The sequence below is a fragment of the Winkia sp. UMB3158 genome, assembly GCF_030217145.1.
GTDB classification, from domain to species: Bacteria; Actinomycetota; Actinomycetes; order Actinomycetales; family Actinomycetaceae; genus Winkia; species Winkia anitrata.
The window spans coordinates 37,657-61,129 of sequence record NZ_JASONH010000002.1 but is presented as its reverse complement, the minus strand read 5'-3'; the positions used below and the strand labels follow the sequence as shown (position 1 = coordinate 61,129).

General features: G+C 58.4%; 26 protein-coding genes and 1 tRNA gene. 19 read left to right on the top strand and 8 right to left on the bottom strand.

Translation table 11 applies throughout. The features are described 5' to 3' along the window. Positions 1 to 153: 153 nt before the first annotated feature. The 3 genes from QP400_RS02190 to QP400_RS02180 all read right to left on the bottom strand — a co-directional run bounded on the left by QP400_RS02190 (position 154) and on the right by QP400_RS02180 (position 1,301). A tRNA-Pro gene (locus QP400_RS02190) sits at positions 154 to 227 on the bottom strand. Positions 228 to 294: 67 nt separating this feature from the next. Then, entirely contained in the window at positions 295 to 618 is a 324-nt protein-coding gene (locus QP400_RS02185) for a branched-chain amino acid transporter permease (protein WP_048706674.1), read from the bottom strand. Continuing rightward, entirely contained in the window at positions 615 to 1,301 is a 687-nt protein-coding gene (locus QP400_RS02180; RefSeq protein ID WP_048706675.1) for an AzlC family ABC transporter permease, read from the bottom strand. The genes QP400_RS02185 and QP400_RS02180 overlap by 4 nt, the downstream gene beginning before the upstream one ends. 137 nt (positions 1,302 to 1,438) lie before the next feature. Here QP400_RS02180 and QP400_RS02175 point away from each other — a divergent pair, with 137 nt between their 5' ends. Beyond that, entirely contained in the window at positions 1,439 to 2,614 is a 1,176-nt protein-coding gene (locus tag QP400_RS02175; RefSeq protein ID WP_083285958.1) for a YwiC-like family protein, read from the top strand. Between the two features lie 4 nt (positions 2,615 to 2,618). Here the strand turns inward: QP400_RS02175 and QP400_RS02170 are convergent, their stop codons facing one another. From QP400_RS02170 to QP400_RS02150, 5 genes are all read right to left on the bottom strand, one after another. Then, on the bottom strand, positions 2,619 to 4,205 hold the full coding sequence (locus tag QP400_RS02170) for an alpha/beta hydrolase (protein WP_048706678.1): 1,587 nt from the start codon (positions 4,203 to 4,205) through the stop codon (positions 2,619 to 2,621). Further along, positions 4,205 to 4,414: a hypothetical protein gene (locus QP400_RS02165; protein WP_048706680.1), complete on the bottom strand. Its 210-nt coding sequence runs from the start codon at positions 4,412 to 4,414 to the stop codon at positions 4,205 to 4,207. Before QP400_RS02165 ends, QP400_RS02170 begins: the two co-directional genes overlap by 1 nt. A 219-nt stretch (positions 4,415 to 4,633) precedes the next feature. After that, positions 4,634 to 5,491: a hydrogen peroxide-dependent heme synthase gene (gene hemQ, locus QP400_RS02160; RefSeq protein ID WP_048706682.1), complete on the bottom strand. Its 858-nt coding sequence runs from the start codon at positions 5,489 to 5,491 to the stop codon at positions 4,634 to 4,636. Positions 5,492 to 5,504: 13 nt separating this feature from the next. Next, positions 5,505 to 6,566: a ferrochelatase gene (locus QP400_RS02155; protein WP_048706683.1), complete on the bottom strand. Its 1,062-nt coding sequence runs from the start codon at positions 6,564 to 6,566 to the stop codon at positions 5,505 to 5,507. After that, entirely contained in the window at positions 6,563 to 7,885 is a 1,323-nt protein-coding gene (locus tag QP400_RS02150; RefSeq protein ID WP_083285955.1) for a glutamyl-tRNA reductase, read from the bottom strand. Before QP400_RS02150 ends, QP400_RS02155 begins: the two co-directional genes overlap by 4 nt. Positions 7,886 to 8,090: 205 nt before the next feature. On the opposite strand from QP400_RS02150, the gene hemE reads away from it, so the two are divergent. The 18 genes from hemE to QP400_RS02060 all read left to right on the top strand — a co-directional run bounded on the left by hemE (position 8,091) and on the right by QP400_RS02060 (position 23,297). Beyond that, on the top strand, positions 8,091 to 9,119 hold the full coding sequence (hemE, locus tag QP400_RS02145; RefSeq protein ID WP_048706687.1) for a uroporphyrinogen decarboxylase: 1,029 nt from the start codon (positions 8,091 to 8,093) through the stop codon (positions 9,117 to 9,119). 17 nt (positions 9,120 to 9,136) lie between these two features. Then, the gene (locus QP400_RS02140; RefSeq protein WP_070424919.1) at positions 9,137 to 10,549 is read left to right on the top strand and encodes a protoporphyrinogen/coproporphyrinogen oxidase; all 1,413 of its coding nucleotides are present in this window, start codon (positions 9,137 to 9,139) and stop codon (positions 10,547 to 10,549) included. Then, positions 10,546 to 11,595 carry a hydroxymethylbilane synthase gene (hemC, locus tag QP400_RS02135; RefSeq protein WP_285462480.1) on the top strand — a complete coding sequence of 350 codons (1,050 nt, stop codon included), beginning with the start codon at positions 10,546 to 10,548 and terminating at the stop codon, positions 11,593 to 11,595. The genes QP400_RS02140 and hemC overlap by 4 nt, the downstream gene beginning before the upstream one ends. A 1-nt stretch (position 11,596) precedes the next feature. Beyond that, on the top strand, positions 11,597 to 12,283 hold the full coding sequence (locus QP400_RS02130) for a uroporphyrinogen-III synthase (RefSeq protein WP_070424917.1): 687 nt from the start codon (positions 11,597 to 11,599) through the stop codon (positions 12,281 to 12,283). 244 nt (positions 12,284 to 12,527) lie between these two features. Then, the gene (locus QP400_RS02125) at positions 12,528 to 12,947 is read left to right on the top strand and encodes a hypothetical protein (RefSeq protein WP_239181460.1); all 420 of its coding nucleotides are present in this window, start codon (positions 12,528 to 12,530) and stop codon (positions 12,945 to 12,947) included. Further along, positions 12,948 to 13,925: a porphobilinogen synthase gene (hemB, locus tag QP400_RS02120; protein WP_285462478.1), complete on the top strand. Its 978-nt coding sequence runs from the start codon at positions 12,948 to 12,950 to the stop codon at positions 13,923 to 13,925. Further along, on the top strand, positions 13,922 to 14,668 hold the full coding sequence (locus QP400_RS02115) for a class I SAM-dependent methyltransferase (RefSeq protein ID WP_004807896.1): 747 nt from the start codon (positions 13,922 to 13,924) through the stop codon (positions 14,666 to 14,668). Before hemB ends, QP400_RS02115 begins: the two co-directional genes overlap by 4 nt. A 58-nt stretch (positions 14,669 to 14,726) precedes the next feature. After that, positions 14,727 to 15,332, top strand: coding sequence for a response regulator transcription factor (locus tag QP400_RS02110; RefSeq protein ID WP_004807895.1), 606 nt, complete (start codon positions 14,727 to 14,729; stop codon positions 15,330 to 15,332). Between the two features lie 36 nt (positions 15,333 to 15,368). Beyond that, on the top strand, positions 15,369 to 17,696 hold the full coding sequence (locus QP400_RS02105; RefSeq protein WP_004807893.1) for a sensor histidine kinase: 2,328 nt from the start codon (positions 15,369 to 15,371) through the stop codon (positions 17,694 to 17,696). Positions 17,697 to 17,778: 82 nt separating this feature from the next. Continuing rightward, entirely contained in the window at positions 17,779 to 18,096 is a 318-nt protein-coding gene (locus QP400_RS02100; protein WP_004807891.1) for a PspC domain-containing protein, read from the top strand. Between the two features lie 79 nt (positions 18,097 to 18,175). After that, positions 18,176 to 19,570, top strand: coding sequence for a glutamate-1-semialdehyde 2,1-aminomutase (gene hemL / locus QP400_RS02095; RefSeq protein WP_004807890.1), 1,395 nt, complete (start codon positions 18,176 to 18,178; stop codon positions 19,568 to 19,570). Between the two features lie 162 nt (positions 19,571 to 19,732). Beyond that, positions 19,733 to 20,056 carry a PadR family transcriptional regulator gene (locus QP400_RS02090; protein WP_004807888.1) on the top strand — a complete coding sequence of 108 codons (324 nt, stop codon included), beginning with the start codon at positions 19,733 to 19,735 and terminating at the stop codon, positions 20,054 to 20,056. After that, entirely contained in the window at positions 20,053 to 20,703 is a 651-nt protein-coding gene (locus QP400_RS02085) for a DUF5808 domain-containing protein (protein WP_004807886.1), read from the top strand. Before QP400_RS02090 ends, QP400_RS02085 begins: the two co-directional genes overlap by 4 nt. After that, positions 20,703 to 20,954 carry a PLDc N-terminal domain-containing protein gene (locus tag QP400_RS02080; protein ID WP_101485852.1) on the top strand — a complete coding sequence of 84 codons (252 nt, stop codon included), beginning with the start codon at positions 20,703 to 20,705 and terminating at the stop codon, positions 20,952 to 20,954. The genes QP400_RS02085 and QP400_RS02080 overlap by 1 nt, the downstream gene beginning before the upstream one ends. Positions 20,955 to 21,053: 99 nt before the next feature. Next, positions 21,054 to 21,890 (top strand): ABC transporter ATP-binding protein, encoded by an 837-nt coding sequence (locus tag QP400_RS02075; protein ID WP_004807882.1) that lies wholly within the window; start codon positions 21,054 to 21,056, stop codon positions 21,888 to 21,890. Next, positions 21,883 to 22,704, top strand: a complete 822-nt coding sequence (locus QP400_RS02070; RefSeq protein ID WP_004807880.1) for a hypothetical protein — start codon at positions 21,883 to 21,885, stop codon at positions 22,702 to 22,704. Before QP400_RS02075 ends, QP400_RS02070 begins: the two co-directional genes overlap by 8 nt. Positions 22,705 to 22,877: 173 nt before the next feature. Beyond that, on the top strand, positions 22,878 to 23,078 hold the full coding sequence (locus tag QP400_RS02065; RefSeq protein ID WP_051004237.1) for a hypothetical protein: 201 nt from the start codon (positions 22,878 to 22,880) through the stop codon (positions 23,076 to 23,078). A gap of 15 nt (positions 23,079 to 23,093) precedes the next feature. After that, positions 23,094 to 23,297 (top strand): hypothetical protein, encoded by a 204-nt coding sequence (locus QP400_RS02060; RefSeq protein ID WP_004807876.1) that lies wholly within the window; start codon positions 23,094 to 23,096, stop codon positions 23,295 to 23,297. Positions 23,298 to 23,473: the final 176 nt, after the last annotated feature.

The window sequence follows — 23,473 nt, the reverse complement described above, 5'->3', positions numbered from 1 at the left end:
CCCCGCCACCCACTACGCAAAAAGGGCAAGAACTTTCGTTCTTGCCCTACTCCAGCGGGTCGGGGTATTCGGTCGCTACGCTCCCTACGACCCCATCCTCGCTCGGCGCAAAAAGGGCAAGAACTTTCGTCCTTGCCCTTTTGACCTTACTCGTCGGGGTGACAGGATTTGAACCTGCGACCTCTTCGTCCCGAACGAAGCGCGCTACCAAGCTGCGCCACACCCCGTGGCTCACAAAAGCATATCCTACAAAACTCCAAAGCCGAAAATTAATCCGGAGTCAAACACGCCACACTATGCCAGCACCTGCCCTAACACCCAGAAAGCACCAACCCCAACCACAATCGACACCAACGCATTCGCCCACCGCCAATGCACCAAAGCAGTAGCAACAATGCCTCCCAAAGCAGGCAACCATGATGCCAACACCCCAAACTTCACACCCGAAACCGTGAAAGTCACCAGAATTACCATCACCCCCAGCGGCATAGTCTGCGCAACAATGCGCATTAGCTCCGAATCACGCACCCTACGCAACGCCACAAAAGGTACGCCGCGCAGAGAATAGGTCACCCCGAAAATTACCGCCAGAGCCGCGGCCACATACCCATAATTCACTTCGCCCTCCGCAACCTAAACCACGCATTAGCCAAAATAAGCACCGTGAATAAGCCCAGCGCAACCACTAGCATCTGCTCCCGCGCAAACAGGACCCCAGCTATGGCGCACCCAAACGCAGCAATCCCGATCCCCCACTGGCGGTTTTGCTTGTACGCATCTACCGCCAACGTCACAAACAGGGCCGTCAGAGCAAAACCCAAAAAATTAGTATCGAAAGAAAGCAGGTTACCCACCAGGGCGCCAGCCGCCACACCCATCACCCAATACGCCTGGCAGAGTGCTTCCGTAGTAACCACCTGCACGCCACTGAGCGTGCCTGCAGGACGCGACGCAAGCAACGCGTACGCCTCATCGGTGAGCGCATGCACCCCATAAAGCCTTCCCGCCAAAGAACGAACCCTATGTAACGGAAACGAAAGACCATAAAACAGGTGCCTGAAGTTCACAAAGAAAGTTGTAACAGCAATCTGCGGTAGCGACACCCCCGTAAGGATTAGCCCCACTGCAGTAAACTCCATCGAACCGGCATAAATCACAATCGAGGAGACAATAGACAGCCACACCGGGAATCCCTGCGTAACCGCAAACACGCCAAACGCAAACCCCAGTGGCACATACCCGAGCCCCACCACATAAGTGTCCCGTAAAGCCTTCTTGGCCTCTACAACAGATCCCTTCATGAGCCAACACTAAACGAGCCGAATGCACTAGCGCAGCAAAAACCATGATTCGGCAACAGGAAATCGTTACATAACTGGAACTATTTTGCCAGCTTCTTGTTACCCCACTTTATGGATGCTCCGCTAAAGTGGACACAATGACAGACAATCCGCAAGCCCCAAAGAGACGTTCACTTAGCGAACGGCAAGCTGAGCTGGGCAGCCACTCCAGCCGCGGAATAGCCTCTCAAGAAAACGGGAGCAGTGGCGGAGGAGTAACCTCCACACCGTACACTGGACAGATCCCCAAAATTACCAACGAGCACATGAACCCTCAAGTAAAAGAGGGATTAGGGGTTGCTACCACCGGCATGATGCGGGCAATCAAGCCCACCACGTCCGTGCCTGCCAAAGCACAAAAACCCACCCCCATTCCGGCCACCCCAAAACGCACTAATAGCACCCGCCAACTACCCGAGGACCAGCTGGGCGAAAGCCGACTAAAACCGACGGGATGGCTGCCTGACCATTACGCCGCCTTCTCGCTCGCACTAATCCCATTCGTAGTGGGCATGCTGCTAGCACAGCCCAGTTGGGAACACATTCCCCTATTGGCGCTGTGGATCGTGTCATTCATGTGCTTCAACGCGATCGGCCTGTGGCTGCGCTCCAACCTAGACCACAGCTACTGGGCACCCGCACGCACTTACTCAGCAATAAGCGCGGTACTTGCAGTAGTGAACCTGATCGTCAGCCCATACCTGACCGAATGGACGGTAGTCTTCCTTCCTTTTGCCGTCACAGCAGCATGGCAATGCTTCACCCATAATTGGCGCACCCCTCTTACCAGGCTGTGCACCGTTTGCGCCTCCTCGCTAATGACATTGGTGGCCTATGACGTAGGCACCGGATTTTCCCGCCCAGAATGGGTGCCAGACTGGTTGCAGCATTCTAGTGGCCCCATTCCCGGCCAGGGCGCTACTGACCCACAGGTTACTGCCTGCTGGGGTTGGGCGGGCGTGTGCGCGATAACAATGGCCGCAGCATCATTTGCGACCATCACCTACCTGCGCACGCTCGGCCGCAAAGGTCTGACCCTGAAATACTTCGTGCCCGCAGCAGTAATTCACGGCCTACTGGTTCTTGGGGCAGCGCTCGGATGGGGCTTAGGCAGCTTTAACCTAATCACATTGGCTATCAGTTTGGCCTACGGCATTCGCCTGGCCTGCGTTCCGTTAATCCTAAAGAAGTTGACCAAGCCTACTGGAGTCATGCTAGTGGTTTCTGTAGAGACCGCACTATTAGCCCTACTTGGTGCCTCCCTAGTGTGGTAACCGCCTAGCCACCCACCTGCGGCGGCATCCTTTCAGCAAAAAACTCGTAGGCCCTAGTTTCGGTATCACTATCTAACCCGAGGGCATTATTACGTCTTTGCGTCCACTGCTCCAAGTAGGGCACCCCCCGTTTTTGAGCTTGAACCAAAATATTGCGGTAATTATCCATCCCATGCGGATTACGGGCCGGAGCATCCGTAGTGTCAGCCACGAGCGACGGCAGCTGCGGATCCACTGAATGTCCATCCAATCCTGGCACCGCATCGGAAGTATCGCGCACAAACAACACGTCCACCCCGTTAGACGCTGCCCTTCTGGCCGTATCCGCCCTGGTTGGCCCCGCTACCGCCAGGACTGACTTGACATTGTATTTGCGAGTAAAAACAGGGTCTGCAGCGAGCGAGGTCGCAACGGCACTGCCCTGGGAATGGCCAACCAACTCAACAGGTTCGCCGCGAGCGCCAGCCTGAGCCAACGCGGACTCGACAATGCGCTGCTGATCAGTTTCCATTCCCGCCACAGCTTGCAGGTTAGTTTGCATGCCCAGGGGGTTCCTTCCGCCAGAGGCGAAGGTTTCCATACCTCGAATATTCACAGTCCACGAAACTTTTCCGACCTTGTTCACATGCTTTAGTACCTCGACATGCGCCCCAGGTGAGTCCGGCCCACAATTCTTGATCTTACTGAGCCGGTCAGCCATAGTGGATGCGGTCAAGGCAGTGGGAACTGACGGCAAGGCCCCGTTTACTTCTACAGCACAGGTGGGTGACGGGGGTGCAGGCTTTTTCCCGAATAGATGGTTAATAGTTTGTCCCTTGCTACCCAGTTCAATTAGGTTGGCGGCAGCCAGCAGCGTGGCTGCCCCCAGCACTAGGCCCGGCGACCGAGAGGTGTCAATTAGGGCACCTGCCGAGTCTACCCGTGAAACTGCTATCTGACGGACTGGAGATGTTGCCCCCACGTATCGGATTTGCCCATCGGGGCCGACAATCCTGATTCTTCTTTTCCCGAAAGCTGGGTTTGATACTAACCCCGCCAATGCTGCGGCGGGCATTGCCGCACTCTGTGCCGGGCTCTTCCCTCTAAGGCTGCCCAAATAAGCAGTTGTTGGAAACATCCAGATAGAGGTTAGGTTCATCCCCCTGGCCGCCAATTCCCCTTCGACCCCTACCGGCCTACTTACTCCAAAGATGGGCAACAGTGCAACCCCGGCTGTTACCGGGCCGGCGAAGGGTTGCGGAACTAGCTGCAATGCTGCGACCACTAGCCGCCCCAGCGGATTCCTGTGCGCCCGCGCTAGGTTCTTCTGTTCTGCCCTGTCATATTTTTGTGCCGCAACCTGAATCCTGGTGGCAAAATCTGCAACCTGGGTTCTTACGTGATCCGTCTGAATGCGAAGATGGCGCAGCTGCCCTACATAATAAGCGCCCCGCATGCCAAAGACTGTTTGTTCGGTTCGCAACAGGGCCTCAGCGGTAACTGTTAGCCCCTGAGCCAACAGGAGCCTGCCAAGGAGTAACCGTAGAAGTGTTACAACGGATCGCAGCTGGCTAGTGTCGACCCGCGCAGTGCCGGTTGTCCAAATGTCCATTACGCCCCCAGCGCTACCACTTGCCCGTGCAGTTCGCGCGCGCAGGCTACCAACGCTACAAGTTGACCACAGATCGCCTCAGCCTGGCTGCGGGCCGCAGCGGCAGCCGCGCCCTGCCATATTCCAAAATCAGGGGTGTAGTCACCAAGTATTGCTTCCAATTCATCTTGTAGTAGAGCTAGTTGCAGCCCCGCTAGACCAGTTTTCATGTTTGCCTCCTGCCAGCAGGATAGGAGGAGCCAAAATCCAAGATGTTTTGTCCACACACCGTAGCCACTCAAATGGCTCAATCATCCCTGTGGAAACAGCATCCGCTCTAAGTCAGACAGAGACTATCCAGGCAAGGCTTGCGGGCTCTTAAATAGATTCACTTCGGCCGCTCCCAGCGCCGCGCACAGCGGGGGGCGAACCGAAGTGAACAAAATTCGCTATTTAACCTCGGGACACTTGTCTTCGATCTCTACATCTTGCTTATGTCCGTGACCGCCGCAGCCACAACCACCTTCACCGCAAGCGCAACCGCCCTCGCTAAAGTGAGGTTGACGGGCAGCCCACTCAACCAATTCCACACGCGGGCCAGTAAAGAACGGCGTATCTTCACGCACAAACAGGCGCGCTTCCGCATCCCGCTGAATACGCAATACGCCCATAATGCGCGACAGATCGTCATGCTCCAGAGCGATAGTCCACTCGTAGTCACCAAGAGCGAATGCCGCCAGCGTAGACACCTTCACATCCAAGTAGTCGCGAGCGTTCATACCGTGCTCCTTCAGGATCGCACTGCGGCGAGCCTTAGGCAGGTAGTACCAATCCCAGCTACGCACAAACGGGTAAACCGCCACATACTTGCGAGGCACCACACCACCGAAACAGGCAGGCAAGTGCCGGGTATTGAATTCTGCCGGTTTGTGGGCTGACATTGCGGACCAAACCGGCTCCAGCATCTGCCCCAGATCGGAACGCACCAACGCATGGTAGGCGGCCTGTAGTTTATCTGCACTGTCCGAAAGCGCCCACAACATCAGGTCGGCATCCGCCCGAAACCCGCCCACGTCATACCATCCGCGGATTTCCACGCCGGTTTCTTTTACAGCCTCTTCCATTCCCTTCGCCAAGGCCTCGACCGCGCCTTGGGGCAGAGCAATAGCTGTACGGAAAACGCACTGCAACGAGTAATTGTCGCGGGCGTTGACCTCATCAGGATCGACGTGCGCAGCATCGCGCGGATCATATTCATAAGAGGGCTTGTCCGCATTCGGGTGAGCAATGGAATCTGGGTGTGCCATTGGCATTCCTTCCTTATTTACTTTCCAGACACGCGGGCAATTTCTGGTAGCCCGCTACTGGTTTGCATGATTCGGGGTGAGCCAGGGCAGGCCACTTAGGCCCAATCGGATCGACTCCCTCAACTTTTTCTGGAGCTAACCGTTCACAAATAACGTCGGCGAGGGCGCCAATAAAAGCCGGGTGCGTCCCCGCGGTTGCGGCACGGCGGTAACCTAGGCCCAAGTCGGCAGCAGTCTGCCTGGCTTCAGTATCCAGGTCGTAGACGACCTCCATATGGTCGGTAATAAACCCAATAGGCGCTACGACCACGTTCTTGACCCCTTCGTCTGCCAGCTGCTGCAGCCTGTCATTAATATCTGGCTCTAACCATTTTGCCATCGGTGGGCCAGAACGGGAACAGAAGGCTAAATCCACATCTACCTGCCGGCCTATGGCAGCCGTCACCCGCCTGCATATCTCGTCCCCCAAATCTTGGTGCTGGCGCAAATAGCTGGGCTGAGAAGGATCGCCCGGCAGTCCCGAGTTCTGATTCATAGCAACCGGAATGGAGTGGGTTACTAGCGTCAAATGGGCCTGTTCCAGCTCATTCATAGCAGCTACGATCGCATCCACGTTCGCCGCCACAAACCCCTCGGTGGTGTAGTAGGGTCGCACCTTGTCCAGTGCGAATTCAACCCCCAGTTCCGCCTGAGCGGCAGCCAAATCTTCGCGGTACTGCCGGCAGCCAGAATAGGAGGCAAACGCGGAAGTAAAAAGGCAAAGGACGCGATAGCGTCCTTGCGCCTCCAACTCGGCCATAGTTTCAGTAAAGAACGGATGCCAGTTGCGGTTGCCTATAACCACCGGCACGTCGATGCCCCGCCTGGTCAGTTCCTGCCGGAGCTCCCGCATAATCTCTTCATTACGGGCGTTTATAGGGCTTACTCCACCAAAAAGTTTGTAGTGTCCACCCACTTGGATCAGCCGGGCATCTGGGATGCCGCGCCCCTTAGTGGCATTGCGCAGGAATGGCAACACGTCTTGCGGCCCGTTTGGTCCACCATAACTGCAGACCATTATCGCATCTGCGCTCACGCAGTTTCCTCCCTCAGATCGGCCAGCGGGCAGTAGCTAGCCATTTTCTTTGGCTTCACGTCGGCTTCTATTGCGGCCTCCGCCAAGTCGATACCCATCACGGCATGCAGGGCACGCACGTATTCATAGTCGGATCCGCGGGCCGCAGCCAGGCGAGCATTCACCGACGGCACATGCGCTAGCCGGGAAGCAAAGTGGTGCAAGGCAGAAGCGGCATCTTCACGCGTCATCTGTTCCCGGTGGGGCAGGCGCGCAATTTCTTCATCCAAAATGTGCCAAATATGTTCCCGAAGGGCCACCACCACCGGATCCATGCGCCGCGCCTCAATCTCGGTGAACGTGTCATTGACAGCCTGCTCCACCAGTGCGTGCGCCTTTTCAATGTGAGTGGTGGCAGCAGACGGGATCTGCTCTTGCACATCGTGCAAGGACACCACGCTCACGCGTGCAATGTCCCGCACATCCTGGGCAACGTCGCCTGTCAGCGCCATATCTAGGATGGTCTGTGGGCGCTGGCGCTTTTTCATGGCCGCCCCAACCAGCTCTGCGTCCAGTACAGGCGCCCCCAGCCCGCGGCAGGAAATGACCAGATCGGCCTGTGCGAGGGCGTCCACCAACTGCTCTGCGGCGATCGGGGTAACGTCATGCCCCTGGGCGAACCGCTTAGCCCGCCCCGAAGATGAATAGCAGGAAATATTTTCTATCTGCCGACCGCGCAACTGAGCCACGGTGGCCCCCGCATACGAGCCAGTTCCAATGATTAGCGCACGCACGGCCCCAGGGTCTGCCTGCCATACGTCTTGAACCATGGTGAGGGCGACCGCCACCACCGAGCGGCCCGTACCTGCCAGCCCGGTTAGGCGGGCGACGTTACGCGAAGTATGCAAGGACGCCTCAACGGCCCTTGCCAGATCGGTAGAAGTGGTGTGTTCACGGGTGGCTACAACGTGGGCTCGACGCAGCTGCCCAGAGATCTCGCGTTCCCCTACGACCATGGAATCCAGGCCAGAAGCAACTTCAAACATGTGGGTGAGGGCGCCCTTGTCGACCTGCACCTGGGCGCGCGAGTTGACGGGGCATTCGTCCGAGCCGACCGTGTCGTTTGGGAATAGGGCGGTTACTACCGCGAGCGCCACGGCGCCGGGGTTCGCGCTGTTGTCCACATCCAGGTATACCTCTACGCGGTTGCATGTGGAAAGGATCATGGCACCGCGCACATCTGGACGGTCTGTGAGTCTTTGAGCCAGCCCCTCACAGTTACCTGCCGCTTCGCCTACTCGATCTAGCCCGTGCACGCTGTGGTGCACCGATATACTCATCAAACCCACGCGTTAGATTGAACCAGAAAAAAGAAGTTTTTGTGACACATCCTTCCTTCCAGTCGCAAAGAGGGGGATGCATCACACCCCGAAATACCCATTTACCTGCACAGATGCCGCTTCGGGTAGAGTTGGGGCAGAATGTATTCCTGAAGCATCAGTACCGTAATTTAACAACATATTAAGTATCGAAATTAGGAGCAACATGGCTGCCGCATCCCCCTTCTTGCAAGCCTTAGAGGGAAAGCGTCCCGCGCGCACCCCTGTGTGGTTCATGCGGCAAGCTGGCAGGTCACTGCCGGAATATCGGCGACTTCGCGCCGGAAAAAACATGTTGGACAGCTGTCTAGACCCGGAACTGGCAGCCGAGATCACGGCCCAGCCGGTACGTCGACATGGCGTAGACGCGGCCGTTTTCTTCTCGGACATCATGGTGCCGCTAAAGTTGGCGGGAGTGCCCGTGGACATCAAGCCCGGCGTCGGCCCTGTAATGGACAAGCCCTACCGCAACGCTTCTGACATTTGGGAGCTGGTCAGCCACGCCCCCGGCGACGCCACCGTAATCACGGAAGCGGTCCGCCTTGCTGCAAGAAAGGTGGACGTGCCCGTCCTCGCCTTTGCGGGTGCGCCCTTCACGCTGGCGGCCTACCTAGTAGAGGGCGGCCCTTCGCGCGACCACCTGGCCGCCCGCGCCCTGATGCATTCGGCACCCCAATCCTGGCGGATGTTGGCCAACTGGTGCGCCGAGCTCTCGCTCCAGTTCGCGAAGGCCCAGATCGCAGGGGGCGCCAAGGCTTTCCAGCTGTTTGATTCGTGGGCCGGTTCCCTGTCGCGAGCGGACTATTTGCGCTACTGCGCCCCTTATTCGCGCAAAGTTCTAGAGGGCGTGCGCGCTCTTCGCATCCCTACCATCCACTTTGGCGTAGGCACGGGCCCATTACTGATTGACTTCGCCGAGGGCGCCACCTGCGTGGGCGTTGACTACCGTACTGATCTAGGCGAGGCCATCACTACCCTGCGCAAGCACGGCTCCCCCTCTCCGCTAGTGGTGCAGGGAAATATCGACCCCGCCATGTTGAGCTGTGGATCCCGGTTGCTGGATGAGCACGTGGACACCATCCTGGATGCAGCCAAGGCGGCAGATGCACACATCTTGAACCTGGGCCACGGGGTACCCCGGCAGACCGATCCGCACGTACTCACGCGCCTAGTGCAAAGGGTGCATAGACTGTAGGAAATACAGGAGGGCACGTGGAAACTTTTGAAGCAGTAGTGCTAGGTGGCGGCATCGCCGGCCTCAGCGCGGCATACGCACTAACCAAGCAGGGGATTCGCCCACTGGTACTCGAACAGCGCGGAAGCTGCGGGGGGCTACTAGTAGGCGCCGATTTCGAGGGCGTTCGCGTGGACCTAGGTGCCGAATCCTTTGCCGCTCGGGCCACCGAGGTGCACGAGCTATGCCAGGAATTAGGTCTAAGAGAGGTCGCCCCTTCTGGATCTTCTTGGATTTTCACCCCTGACGGACAGGGGCAGGCTACGCGCATCGCCCACGGGGTGTTGGGTATTCCCGCGAACCTCCAGGATCCGGCTTTGCAGGCTCTGACGGCTGAGGAACGGGCTCGGTTGGAGTTAGACCTCACCATGCCTGCCGAAGTGGGCGCGGATGCGAAGACGTTGGACATTCTGGTAGCCACTCGCATGGGTGAAGCTGCACTAGAGAAGCTGGTAGCCCCGGTTGCGGGCGGCATCCATTCAGCCCCGCTGAATCAGTTAGCCGTGGACACGGTTGCTCCCGGCCTGCGCGAGGCACTGCTAGAGACAGGATCGCTATTGAAAGCCGCCGCCAAACTGCGGGGGGAAAAGCCGGGCAAACCGGCGGTGTTCTCTGTCGAGGGCGGCATGTTCCGCCTTCCCGAAGCGTTACTAGCTCACCTCGAGCAGGCAGGCGCACAGGTGGCCACCCACACTAGGGCCACGGCCATCTCGCAAGCAGAGGGCGGCTATGAGGTGACCGTGGTAGCCACCAAGGCGGGCGACAAGGGGCCCGTGGATGCGGGCGATGAGCGCACCATCTTGGCCCGGCAGCTGGTGGTAGCCGTAGACTCCGCTCCCGCCTTAACGTTACTGGCAGGTATTGAGCCGCTGACAGAAGTCGTTGCAGACTGGCAGGTGCCGCGCGGAGCCGACATGTGCGGAGTCACCTTGTGTGTGCGCGATGAGCGTCTGGATCAGGCCCCACGCGGATCGGGCATGCTGGTGGCCGCCCCCACCACCGAAGATCCAATCACCTGGGCGAAGGCGCTAACTCATTACAGCTGCAAGTGGCAGTGGGCCGGTAGCGAACTGACTGAAAAGGTTGGTGCACACACCCACATTTTGCGTATCAGCTACGGCCGCCGTGGGGAACAGCCGCGTTCACACAGTATTGATGAAGCAGTGGCCGATGCCGCAATTCTGCTTGGCTTCAATCCTGCCGAGGTGTTGGGCGGCAAGGTCATCCACTGGGGGCAGGCGATTGTTCCCCACACTCCGGCTCATCACGAGCGCGCAGCAGCCCTCAAGAAGGCCGTAGACGGGTTGGACTCACTGCAGGTAGTTGGCGCCTGGGTGGCGGGTACCGGCCTGGCCGCTGTTGTTCCCGACGCATTGAAAGGTGAGGCATGATTCGGTTAGGAACGCGTGGCTCGCAGCTGGCTCGCACGCAGTCTGAAGCAGTTGCACAAATGTTGCGCGCGGTTGGTTTAGATGTAGAACTAACCATTATCCGTACTGATGGGGACCGGATGGCCGGGTCTTTAGCCCGCCTTGGCGGAGTAGGTGTGTTTGCGGCTGCCCTACGCACTGCACTACTGGAGGGCGAATGCGATCTGGCAGTGCATTCTTTCAAAGACCTTCCTACCGCTCCTGTTCCGGGGCTGACAATTGGGGCGGTTCCGAAGAGGGCGGATGCCGCTGACGTATTCTGCGGGCCGGGCAGGCTGGATGAACTGCCGCAGGGGGCAAGAGTCGGTACGGGTTCGCCGCGGCGGGCAGCTCAAGTCCGGGCTTTACGCCCGGATGTGCAGGTAGTGGATATTCGCGGCAACGTGGGGACGCGTCTTGCTCGCCGGAAGTTGCAGGGCGGCGATCTGGACGGGGTTCTCTTAGCTAAGGCCGGGTTGGCCAGGTTGGGCAGGTTAGACGCGGTCAGTGAAGAATTCTCGGTGCGCCAGGTGACGCCCGCGCCTAGCCAGGGAGTGTTAGCGGTGGAATGCCGTGCTGCCGACGCCCCATGGACTGGATCCTCCCCACTAGCTGTGGCACTAGGAATGGTTGACGACCGGGCTTGCCGTAGTGCCGCTTTTGCTGAGCGCGCAGTGCTGGAGGGGCTTCAGGCTGGGTGCGCGGCGCCAGTGGGTGCGCACGCTCATACTGCAGACCTGGAAAGCGGGCGGGTGAGCCTGTTTGGTGCCGTTATTTCGTTAGATGGCACCCGCAGGCTAACTGCGGTACGCGATTTCTGCGCGAATTTGCAGACGGTTCCCGAACGCGACCAGGTTGCTCGCCAGGCCGGCCTCGACGTGGCGGAAGAGCTATTGCAGAAGGGGGCCGCACAGATTACGGACCTGCAGGCAAGCAAAGACCACCGTAGCCCCAGCCATGACGCGCAGGCGCTGTGGGCACCGGGAATCTCTGGTCCCGACGATCCGAACGCGGACGTATCCGCCTAGCATGTTTGCCGTACTCACCGCGAGCAGCGACCGCGTCCTTGCCAGGGACCTGGCCCGCTTAGCCCCCTGCGAAGTGGCAGCAGCGCCGCTAACCGAGCAGGTCGGCCTTCCTTTCCGCCTGCCCGAACGGGACTTCGACTGGATATTTTTCACCTCTGCGCGCACCCTCTATTTCCTTGGCGAGGACGGGCGCGCCTTTGTGCGCAATTCCTCCGCCCGCATCGCCTCGGTAGGACCGGCGACAACGCGGGCTCTTCACCGCGAAGGCTTGACTGCGGATTTGGAGCCGGCAAATCACAGTGCTGCAGGACTAGTGGCTTCGCTCATGCTGCTGTCCCACCCAGGCCAGAGTGCCTGGTTGCCCGGCTCTGCTAAGGCGAAACCGACGTTGGCTACGGGGCTTTCCAATCTTGGGCTAACCCCCACCCGCACCGCGGTTTACGACACTGTACCCGTAGGCGAATTGCCAACCGAATATGGATGTGCGGACGTGGTGGCAATTACCTCCGCGAGCGCAGCATCCGCCCTAGCCGAACTGATGGTTCCGGCCCCACCAGTGGTAACCATTGGGGCACCATCTAGAAAAGGTGCACTTGATGTGGGATTGACAGTGCTAGATTCTGCCACTGAACCCACAGCCGAGGGGCTCGCGCAAAGTCTTGAAAGAGTCTCGAAGAAGTTTCATTAACTTTCATTAAAGCCGTGGCCTGGGATAACTTGTTCACATGCGTATGCGATTCCTTTCTACCGACTACCCCCTCCCCATTGGGAACACTTACCTGTTACGCAGGGCAGAAAGGGCTTGCTGCAATCTACTTGGAAGGCCAGGAACCTCCACTTGAGCTTGGCCTGTCTACTCCGATCACGTTAGAACATCCATCTCGCACGCGGTCTAACGCTGCCCGCTGCCCTTCGTTATCCCCACTCACACGGTGCGCACCAGCAATCCCCGCAAAACCATTTTTTCCCACGGCCGCGCATTGGCAAGCGCGCTGCGGGCAGGAGAAACCTTCGTCGAAATAATCCGCGCCCTGCAGGCCGAGTACCAAGTCAACGCCTCCCCTACCAACCGCGCCGCCGTATTCGAAAACAGCCAATTCGAAGAGCTACTATTTACCCTCGGCGTGAAAAAGACCACCGTGCACACCAAAATTGCCACCCTACCGTCGCACCTAGACCTATCCGATGAATATTGGGGTACGGCAAAGGCGCTGCTAGAGCGGTACTTTTCCGACTACGGACAAGATCTTGGCGGCGGGCCGCTAGCCCACCTGGGCCATGAAAAACGCAGGCCGCTAGTTGCCGGGAGCAGGCGCGCTAGGATTGCAGGGAAACATACTGAAGGAGTCTAAATGCCACCGTTCATTCGCCCTCGCCGTCTGCGCACTACCCCCGCCATGCGGGCAATGGTTGCCGAAACCCGGGTAGCCCCAGCACAGCTGATGATGCCCGTATTTGTTCGCGAAGGCATCACCGAGCCGGTCGAAATAAAGGCCATGCCTGGCCAGTACCAGCACACTACAGACTCCATCAAAAAGTTGGCCGCCCAGCTAGCTGAAGCGGGCGTCGGCGGAATCGACCTCTTCGGCGTGCCCGCAGATGAACAGAAGGACGAAACCGGCTCCATCGCGTGGGATCCAGAAGGCATCCTGAACCGCGGCATTGCCGCAGTGCGGGAAGAGGTAGGCGACGCCCTCGTAGTATGCGCCGACACCTGCCTGGACGAATTCACCTCGCACGGGCACTGCGGCGTTCTTACCGAGGACGGCAGGGTAGACAACGACCCCACTTTGGACCTGTACGCCAAAATGGCACTGTCGCAGGCCAGGGCCGGGGCGCACATGGTTTCGCCCTCGGGCATGATGGACGGGCAGGTAGAGGTCATCCGCCAGGCGCTGGACGAAGGCGGCTACCAGGACGTGTCGATCATGGCCTACTCCGCCAAGTACGCCTCCGCCTTCTTCGGCCCCTTCCGCGAGGCCGTCAGCTGCAACCTGAAAGGTGACCGCAAGACCTACCAGCAGGATCCGGCAAACCGCATTGAAGGGTTGCGCGAAGCGCTGCTAGACATTTCCGAGGGCGCCGACATAGTAATGGTCAAGCCCGCCTCCCACTACCTAGACGTCCTGGCCGACGTTGCCGGCGCAGTCGACGTGCCCGTCGCCGCCTACCAGGTTTCCGGCGAATACGCGATGGTCGAGGCCGCAGCCGCCAACGGGTGGATCGATCGCGAACGCGCCATCGACGAATCCATCGTCTCGATTGCCCGCGCCGGCGCAAACATAATCCTCACCTACTGGGCGCTGGAATACGCCCGCAGGGGCAAGTGAGCTGGTCTAAGGCTGGGGCGAATCCTTTCACAAAGGTGCTGCCGGGATACACGGCAGCCCGCCCCACCTACCCGGAGACTGCCCTGGCCGCCCTATTGCAGCACCACCCCCAGCAGGTGGTGGAACTGGGCGCTGGTTCGGGATCGCTAACACGGTTGCTGCTAAAACACGGCGTGCACGTTGCCGCAGTTGAAGCCTCCGAACCAATGTGCAAACAACTACGCCAGGACACTCCGGACGAATTCTTTACGACTGGTGCACTTAGCGTGCACTGCACCGACGCGCACCACACTGGGCTACCCGAAAAGAGCGCCGACCTAGTGGTCGCTGCCCAAACCTGGCACTGGCTTGACCACCAGAGCGCCTGCGCAGAAGCTGACCGGCTACTGCGCCCAAAGGGGCGCCTAGCCATCTTGTACAACCAGTTAGACGTGAGCGTGCCGTGGGTGTACCGACTGACTCGAATAATGAGGTCAGGGGATGTTCGCCGCGGCGACCCACCCCCACTTGCTGCCCCCTTTACCACTCCCACGCGCACCCAGATCAAATGGAACCGCACCGTCCACGCAGAGGACGTGATCGCCCTCGGGCGCACCCACGCCTCCTATCTGAATGCCAGCGAAAACTACCGAGCTAAGATGCAGAAAAATTTACTCTGGTATGTCTATCAACACATGGGACACTCGGCGGGAGCGACCATCACCCTGCCCTATCTGACAGACGTTTGGGTTACCAGCCGGTAACTACTCACTTCCCCTCCGACCAGGCAATATACGGCTCCAGAAGGAAAGGGAGGGGAATGTGAAGAAACTGTGCACCGTCGCTCTGGTGGAAGATCACCCACTCATGCGGCTTGGCGTAGAACAGATGCTAACCAGCGTCGAAGAAATTGTTTTTCTTGGTGGCTACCCCACACTTCCTAGCCTGCTCAACGACGTGCAACCAGACATAGTGCTGCTAAACCTTAGGTTGAACGACGATTCGACACCTAGCGACAATGTTGTTGCCGCCCGCGCCGCAGGCTGCCAGGTACTCATCTACACCTCGGCCGACGATCCCTACCTGGTGCGCACCGCATGCCAGGCCGGGGCGGTGGGCGTAGTGCGCAAATCTGACTCTCAAGACGAACTAGTACAGGCACTCCTAGCGCTTGCTAACGGCTCCGAAGTGGCGGGACTAGACTGGGCCGCCGCCATAGACTCAGACGAACACTTCATCACCTCGGTGCTTACCGAAACTGAACGCGATGTATTAGCCGAATACGCCTGCGGACTTACCTCACAGCAGGTGGCCACCAAACTGTCTCTCTCCCTACACACAGGGAACACGTACGTGCGCAACATTCGCATCAAATACCAGCAGGCAGGCATGCGGACTCGCGAGTCGACCTATACCTGCGCGCGGTAGAAGATTCGGTCGTGCCAGCAACGGCTTGGCAGCACCATGATCAATCCTGAGGCACACGCCAGCGAAACCCACCTGAAACGCCTGTTACTGCTGATTGTTGGCATCTCCGGCCTCTACTTCACCCTAGTTTCAGTACCGCTTGTGGGCGGGCAGATTGACGGCTCCGATCGGGCTATGTCGCGTCTGCTCGTCACCGTCATCGACGTGCCCATGCTTGTGTGCCTGGTGGCCGCGTGCGCGGTCATCATCACCGATAAGCTGCACCCAGAGTCGAAAATGATCCCCGTCTGGCAGAGGATAATGGATGCCAGCGCGCGCATCTCCGCATTCTCTACCAGTATCGCGTGCGTGGTCGCCCTCATCTACGGGATCAACCCGGAGAACGACCTGTTCTCGATGAGGCAGACCTCTAATCCCCTCCCCTTTATCCTGCACGGGGCCGCCCTGAGCTTGATGTACACAATGCTTACCCTTCGCAAGTGGGTGCTCCCACTGGTGGGGGCGCAAGCATTCCTGGCCTTCTGCGTGCTGGAACGGTATACCGCAACCCCGGCCAGCCTAGCGCTGATCTTCGTCATCTACGCGGCCCTAATCTCTAGCCCCTACCTTCTGGCCGAATGGGTGGTGGTCCGGGGAATAGCACTGCACACCAAGAAGCTAGACGACACCCTGGCCCGCCGCGGCAAGGTAGCGCACCACGAAGATCTAGCCGCCACCAACGCCCGCATCAACGCCCTAGTGCACGACTATGTGATCGCGGTTGCGGTCACCGTCGGGCGCGGCATCAAGGGCGAGGGCGAAAAGGTAGCGCAGGCCGCAAAGCGCGCTTTAGAGGTGATCTACTCAATTGCCCCGGCAGACCAAGAAACGGTAGAAAGTGACAGCTCCCGGGCCATTTTGGACCTGCCCGAAAGGTTGGACGCGAACCACCTTTTCTGGATCCTTTCAAACGAAGTTATTTCGCGCGGATTCACCTTTCACATCGCCTCCCTACTGCCCACCATCTTTACTGGGCAATTGACCTTACTGACGCGACGAATTTTTCGCCGCCCCAACATGTTCGACGGTTCCGCCAGCGCCGATCTGATCCTGGCAGTGCGCGAAGCAATGCGCAACGTAGAAAAGCACACGCGGGCCACCAAGCGGCAGCTGATTTTGCGCGCCCACCCGTGGCGGAATTCCCAGTTCTCAATCACCATCCAGGACAACGGGCCCGGATTCGATCCCGCCAAAGCGGGGATGGGCATATTCACCTCGATAGTCTCGCGCATCGAGCGGATCGGCGGCAAAGTACAAATAGAGACGGGACATGGCAGAGGCACCGCGGTACACCTATTCCTTTCTTACGGGAATATGGCTGCTTCCGGTTCCGCCCGCACCCTGCGACTCGAAGGCTCTACACCCACCTTCACCAAGGTGCTGCGAGCCTTCACCACCCGCCTCCTGCTACTTCCAATCCCCGTGGTGGCGGCCGTAGCCGGCTACCTCTTCTCTAAGCCCAGCACCAACCCGTTTTTGCAGGCACTAGCCACTACGTGCGTTATCATCCCGCTTCTAGCCATTGCGCTTTCACCTGCCCAATTCCCCAAAAAGTGGCTGCTTTCCCTGTTCGTCCCCTGCTACGTGGGCGCTCCGCTGCTAACCGTGTTGGCGGGTTCTACCTACCACCACACGGGGGCAGGCATATACCCCTACACGGTGATGATCGTCCCCACCATGTGGTTGGTAATTCGCGACCGCAAACTGATGGCCTGCATTCTGGCCGCCCTAGGGTGCATATGCACCATCATCCCGTACGCCTACCTGGGCTATTTCACGCACGCACTACTGTGGGCGCTGGTTCACACCGGCGGCATGTCCATGTTCTTCCTACTGACGAAGTACTCCATTGACGGAGTATTCATTTCCATTCAGGCACACGAAGAAACCCAAGCCCTGTTGAAGGAACGCGGCACAAACGCCCTCGAGATCATCCAGTTGCGTCGCCGCCGCTTTGAAGCAGTACGCGCCGAATTGGGCAGCTTCCTTTCCAGGCTCGCCGAGGGCGAAGACCCAACACTACTGCAGGACCAGGCGCGAGTAGTGGAAAATCAGCTGCGCGATTCTATTCGCGCAGCCGGACTGATGGTGACGCCACTGGTGGGAACCGTGCGAGCCGCCCGCATGCGTGGGGCACATATTCGCCTAATGGACGATTCGGCGGGGAGAAGCGATCTTAGCGAGTTGATCAAGATCGCGAACGACCAGATCAGTAAGGCCGGCCCGGACGACACGGTAACGGTGCGCGCGCTGCCGGCCGGGCGCTCTTATACCGGCACGGTCGTGGTAAACGGAAACGTAATGCAGGCTGGCGGACACAGCTGAGCACCTAGGCAAAGGCAAAGAACCGGGGAAATCAGGGCTTTCCCCGATAGCAGTCTCCTTCCCGTTCTGACACCATTGCATTATGAGCGAGAACTTCGACAATAATCAGCCAAATCCGAATCTAGGCGGTGCGGGCCAGGGCTTCAACAACGGCCCGAGCTTTCCCGGTTCCGGCGCCCCCTACTACGGCCAGCAGCAGAATCCAGGTCAAAGCAAGCGGCCCTTCCTTTGGCGCAGCCCTACAGACAAGTGGGCCGGAGGGGTGTGTGGAGGTCTAGCCGAAAAGACCGGCGTGGATTCAGGACTAATACGCCTAGGATTCCTGGTTCTGTGCTTATCATGGGGCACCGGTTTCATCCTCTACCTGGCTGGTTTAGCCCTTCCCAAACGGAACTGGTAGTAACAGAAAAGCGGGCCTGCCTCCGGTGGGAAACCTCTGCGCAACATGCGGGCGCGGGGGTAAGTGAGACAATGAGGCCATGACTACTTCTAAAGACGCATTTACTAAAGCTCAAGTAGCAATCCCCGGCGGGGTAAACTCGCCCGTCCGCGCTTTCGGTGCCGTAGGCGGAACACCCCGTTTCATCCGGAAAGCGCAGGGCCCCTACGTGTGGGACGACGAGGGCAACAAATACGTCGACCTGGTGTGCACCTGGGGACCGTCACTACTAGGACACGCCCACCCCGAAGTAATCGAGGCCGTGCGCGAAGCAGCGAAGAACGGCCTCAGCTTTGGCGCTCCCACTGACACTGAAACGGCACTGGCTAACGCCATTACTGCGCGCGTGCCCGCTGCCGAAAAGGTACGCATGGTATCTACAGGCACCGAAGCCACCATGACCGCTATCCGCTTAGCCCGCGGATACACGGGCCGCGACATGATCGTAAAGTTCGCAGGCTGTTACCACGGACATTCAGATGGGCTGCTAGCAGCAGCCGGGTCCGGCGTGGCCACTCAGGGGTTGCCGGGTAGTGCCGGCGTTCCTGCAGGCACCACAGCCGACACCATTGTGCTGCCCTACAACGATGCGGATGCTCTGCGTGAGGCGTTCGCGAAGTACGGGGACAAGATCGCTTGTGTGATCACTGAATCTTCGCCCGCAAACATGGGCATCGTGCCGCCAGTTGCCGATTTCAATCAGGTGATCCGCGAAGTTACTGCGGACGCGGGCGCGCTGATGATCATGGACGAGGTCCTTACCGGCTTCCGCGTTTCTGGTGCCGGATTCTGGGGTTGGGAGGCCGGTTACAAGCCTGCTCTGCCCGCAACTCTTCCCGAGGCTGCACTTGAGGGCGCGGATGCGCGCGGGCAGTGGGTGGAAGAGCAGTTGAAGGGAGCAAGCTACAGCCCCGACATCTTCACCTTCGGCAAGGTTGTCGGCGGCGGCATGCCGCTGGCCGCACTTGGCGCGAGGGCGGAAATGATGGATTACTTGGCTCCGCTTGGTCCCGTCTACCAGGCGGGTACGCTGTCGGGTAACCCGTTGGCCACAGCTGCCGGGCTCAAGACTTTGCAGCTTGCTGACCAGGGAGTTTACGACCATGTGGACAAGGTTTCTGCCCAGCTGCAACAGGCGTTGCGGGACTCCTTAGAAGCCGAGGGCGTGCCCTACACCCTGAATTCTGTAGGGAACCTGTTCAGCCTGTTCATGGGCCAGAACGTTGCGGGCGGAGTGCGCAACTATGACGAGTCCAAGTCGCAGGACGAAGCGCGCTACACCGCCTTCTTCCATTCGATGCTCGATGCCGGGGTAGCGTTGCCGCCCTCGTGCTTTGAGGCTTGGTTCCTTTCCGCTGCGCATGACGAAGAGGCCATGAACGTCATCTTCGACGCGATCCCTGGCGCTGCCCGCGCCGCCGCGCAGGCTAAATAGGCCAGACCCTTTCTTCCCGCCAGTCCCGACTGCTTCCTCCACGGAGGTAAAGGCAGCTTCGGGGCTGGCGGCTTTTAATAATCTTTCAAAATTACGGTTCACAAGGAGTCGCTAATCTGCTACCTTGTTAAACAAGGTAGCTGGTACTGCAAGGAAGTGGCTATGGCTGAATCGCAACTACGTCGAGGAATCGTGGAACTAGCCGTAATGGGCACGTTAAGAAACCACCAAGCTTACGGCGGCGCGCTTATCACGCTACTGAAGGAACAAGCTGGACTGGAAGTCTCAGAAGGGACGCTCTACCCGCTCCTGACCCGCATGCACAAAAGCGGCCTAGTGAAAACCAAATGGGAACCATCCCCGGCCGGCCCACCACGCAAAATCTATTCACTGACGGCAAAGGGAATCGACCGCCTGAATCATCTATATAGCGAGTGGCAAGACCTGGCCCACGCAATCGACCTCATTATGAAAGGACACCAATGAGCCTTCAGAAGCAGACAAAAATTTTCGGCATCCCACTCAGCACCGCCCTAAACGATGAGGCATTTCTGCGGACCTTCGAACCCGAAAATCCCGCCCTCTTTGTGCGCAAACCCGTGGGGCTAGGGTGGGATCTGAACGTCGGTGCGGTAGCGGTTAAACTAGGCTTGATCAGGCCAGACGATTCACTGGGCGACCTCCGGGAATACATTTGTCCACAAGTCGCGAAGGCACTTTCTGCCGCTCCTGTCGCGGCTGCCGCAGCTACCTGCATTGCGGCCGCCACCCTGTCCAGAGGGCGAAACCTTGCTTCTGGATGGGACTGGCGCGGCAGGCCACGCGGTTTCACCCGCGGGGTACGGGCCACCCTCCCCCATGCGGTCGTAGCGATCGCAGCTGCAGCAGCGACACTTCGCGCAAAAGACGAGGGTGCAGACGTAGCCGCGAGCGCCCGCGCACTAGGCATCCAAACCACTGCGGCTCTGCTACTTCGGGCAGCCGTTACTTCCAGGACAGGCAAGAGCAATCCCGCAGTATTCGCAGCACTTGCAGCCTATCCGCTAGTGAGCACAAGCATTTTAGTTTCCGTTGTCCGACACGGACTAAAACGCGTGCAACTATCCCTAGCTAAAGAAGAAGGAGAACGCTGATGAGCGGCATCGAAAAACTGCAGGCACTGCCCGTGGCAACACAGGTAACCATCGGCGTTCTATTGCTGGTACAAATCGCCCTCATGATCACAGCGCTAGTAGTGCTGGCGCGCACACAACAGCCAGTAAAGGGCTTGCCGCGCGGAGTTTGGCTAGTCGTTATATTGCTAGGGCAACTCCTAGGCCCCATCATCTTTCTTGCCCTTGCCTACCTACATAACAGGGATCAACGCGAAAAAAGAAAGGAATGAACTAGCTGCAGTGGCGCCCTCGACAAAGGAGGCACCTGCCGACGACCAACGGAAGGCAAACGTCTCCACCACAATTGACCACCTGTATGGGGGTCAGTCGTGAGTGAGCTAGCCATAAAAACTACCGAACTGAGTAAGTCCTACAAAGACAAGCAGATCCTCAAAGGCATCAATCTGGCCGTACCTACGGGGGCTTGTTATGGCTTTATCGGCGCAAATGGCGCGGGAAAAACAACCACCATCCGCATACTGTTGGGGCTCGCCTCTGCCAGTTCCGGGCAGGTGGAAGTATTGGGACATTCCCGAGGGCGACTCCCCGCACGGCCCGTAGCTGGCGTTTCGTATCTACCGGATGTGCCCCAACTAAGCCCGTGGCTAGGCCCGAAAGATGCGCTGATCATGCTGGCAGGGCTGGCTGGCCTGGAACGCGAGCAAGCGGCAGAGCAAGCAAATGACCTATTGGACCTGGTTGGGTTAAGAGCCGCCCGCGGCAAGATCGGCAATTTTTCGCGCGGCATGAAGCAGCGGCTCGGCATTGCGGCTGCCCTGGTGGGAGCCCCGAAATTGTTGATCCTGGATGAGCCCGCAAGCGCCCTCGATCCGATGGGGCGGGCCGACGTGCTGGCAATTTTGCGGCAGTTGAAGGGGCGGGCCACTGTGCTGTTTTCGTCGCATCAGCTCTCTGACGTGCAGGGCGTGTGCACGCACGTGGGGATTTTGCATGACGGAAAGCTGCGGGCGCAGGGGCGTTTAGCGGATTTGCTTGAGGAGGCCGCGGCCAAAGGGGAACGCACTTTTTCCGTGCGTATTGCAGCCGAGCAGGTCGAACGCTTCAAGCAACGGATGCAGCAAGATTTTCCCACCGCGCAAATAGGCGCGGGCGAAGAAGCGCTCCAGAATGCCTACGAATATTTCACGGGGACTACCAATGAGTGAACAATCTAAAACCACCCAGTTGACCGGATTTTTTACCATGACCAGAGTTGAGGTCGGCAGGCTCGTACATTCACCTAGTTTGTGGCTACTTTGCGGCGTGGGCATTTTCATGGCACTACTGTCACCCCTAACAGCCAAATATGCGCCCCAAATTCTGGATGCGCTGGTGGGATCTTCTAATAAGGGCGCGGCCGCTGGTCTTCCTTTGCCAGATCCTTCCTGGCAGCAGGCGGGGGCGCAATGGATGAAGAATCTGGGGCAGGTTTTTAGTTTCGTGCTAATTCTTGCCTCTGCAGCCTTCATTTCTGCCGGGCAGGGTAACTGGCCGTTTTTCTTGTCGCGGCGGGTAGGTAGAGCCGGGTTGCGTTTGGGGACACTCGTGAGCTTGTTGCTTGGCGCTGCGGTTTTGTTTGCATTTGCTACCGGGGTTTTCGTTTTATTGACTAGGGCGATCTGGAAGCAGACGCGTGTATCTGCCCTGCTAGGTGGGAGCTGTGTTTGGGCAGTGTTCGCATTCATTCTGCTGGCTGCCGTGTTTTTTGGGGCTAATCTGGGCGGCGGGTCCAGGTCTGGGGGTACCGGAATGGGAGCCGGCGTCGGCAGTGGATTTGCAGCATACCTACTGCTCACTTTGGGCGGATTCTGGCCCTGGGGAGCGAAACATACGCTGCTCGGAATACCTGATTTAGCGGGAAAGGTAACTTCACACAGCACCCACGCCGCACTCACCTGGCCACTTCTGAGCGGCATAGTAGTCGCCCTCTTGCTAATCGGCATGGGGACTGTTCGGTTCTGTCGCAAAGAGTTGGACTGACCGGAAAAGTGCGGGACCCGGAAACATTCGAACTATGGAAACAGAAGAATCTTTTTCTTGGAAGCGATCATTTGTCACCAAAGTAGAGCATTGGAGCATGTGCCTGGGGAATATCAAAAGCTGTTGCGTCTAACGTCTTCGTCTTTTCAAGAGTCCTAAAAATAAAGAAGGTATTGAAAGTAGCTGGAGGTGCAAAAGCCCTGGCTAGTAAGGCAATAGCCGCATATAAGGCTGCTCGCGCCGCAAATAAGTCTAAGGGCGCCGCAATCGCGGCTGCAAGCGAGGTGGTTGAAGCCAGTGGAGGTGAACAAGCAGTCTCGCTAATGCTGGAACTGTTCAGCTTAGATAGCGTAGTAAGCGGATGTTTCTTATAGATTGGATGGTGCTAAATGGTAGAAAATAGCCAGTATTACGATTCTTCGCACCCCGGCCAACCGCCGAAACCCAAGAAGGAATCGAGTAAGCCAGAAGAAGGTTACTTTACCCTTGGACTGATCACCATCTGCGCAATGACCGTCCTGGGGTGGCTGCCTTGGCCGTGGTGCCTACTTGGCCATAACCTCAAAACTGGTTGCTTCATGGGAACCTTATAGAGTCAATCTTATTGAGGTCTTTACAGTGGAACGTTAAGTACCTCCTACCGGCAAAGGACTCCAACCCTAAACGAAGGCCACATGCTGACGTGCTCTGATCCATAACCTGCACTTTCAGCTGGTAAAGTCACATGATGCGGCCACTGGGACACCCTAGCGGCTCTCTGCCGACCAAT

Excerpts from the sequence above, each read along its gene's own strand:
- QP400_RS02180 (WP_048706675.1), bottom strand. The coding sequence starts at position 1,301 with ATGAAGGGATCTGTTGTAGAGGCCAAGAAGGCTTTACGGGACACTTAT.
- QP400_RS02175 (WP_083285958.1), top strand. The coding sequence starts at position 1,439 with ATGACAGACAATCCGCAAGCCCCAAAGAGACGTTCACTTAGCGAACGG.
- QP400_RS02170 (WP_048706678.1), bottom strand. The coding sequence starts at position 4,205 with ATGGACATTTGGACAACCGGCACTGCGCGGGTCGACACTAGCCAGCTG.
- QP400_RS02165 (WP_048706680.1), bottom strand. The coding sequence starts at position 4,414 with ATGAAAACTGGTCTAGCGGGGCTGCAACTAGCTCTACTACAAGATGAA.
- hemQ (WP_048706682.1), bottom strand. The coding sequence starts at position 5,491 with ATGGCACACCCAGATTCCATTGCTCACCCGAATGCGGACAAGCCCTCT.
- QP400_RS02150 (WP_083285955.1), bottom strand. The coding sequence starts at position 7,885 with ATGAGTATATCGGTGCACCACAGCGTGCACGGGCTAGATCGAGTAGGC.
- hemE (WP_048706687.1), top strand. The coding sequence starts at position 8,091 with ATGGCTGCCGCATCCCCCTTCTTGCAAGCCTTAGAGGGAAAGCGTCCC.
- hemC (WP_285462480.1), top strand. The coding sequence starts at position 10,546 with ATGATTCGGTTAGGAACGCGTGGCTCGCAGCTGGCTCGCACGCAGTCT.
- QP400_RS02130 (WP_070424917.1), top strand. The coding sequence starts at position 11,597 with ATGTTTGCCGTACTCACCGCGAGCAGCGACCGCGTCCTTGCCAGGGAC.
- hemB (WP_285462478.1), top strand. The coding sequence starts at position 12,948 with ATGCCACCGTTCATTCGCCCTCGCCGTCTGCGCACTACCCCCGCCATG.
- QP400_RS02105 (WP_004807893.1), top strand. The coding sequence starts at position 15,369 with ATGATCAATCCTGAGGCACACGCCAGCGAAACCCACCTGAAACGCCTG.
- QP400_RS02100 (WP_004807891.1), top strand. The coding sequence starts at position 17,779 with ATGAGCGAGAACTTCGACAATAATCAGCCAAATCCGAATCTAGGCGGT.
- hemL (WP_004807890.1), top strand. The coding sequence starts at position 18,176 with ATGACTACTTCTAAAGACGCATTTACTAAAGCTCAAGTAGCAATCCCC.
- QP400_RS02090 (WP_004807888.1), top strand. The coding sequence starts at position 19,733 with ATGGCTGAATCGCAACTACGTCGAGGAATCGTGGAACTAGCCGTAATG.
- QP400_RS02085 (WP_004807886.1), top strand. The coding sequence starts at position 20,053 with ATGAGCCTTCAGAAGCAGACAAAAATTTTCGGCATCCCACTCAGCACC.
- QP400_RS02080 (WP_101485852.1), top strand. The coding sequence starts at position 20,703 with ATGAGCGGCATCGAAAAACTGCAGGCACTGCCCGTGGCAACACAGGTA.
- QP400_RS02070 (WP_004807880.1), top strand. The coding sequence starts at position 21,883 with ATGAGTGAACAATCTAAAACCACCCAGTTGACCGGATTTTTTACCATG.
- QP400_RS02060 (WP_004807876.1), top strand. The coding sequence starts at position 23,094 with ATGGTAGAAAATAGCCAGTATTACGATTCTTCGCACCCCGGCCAACCG.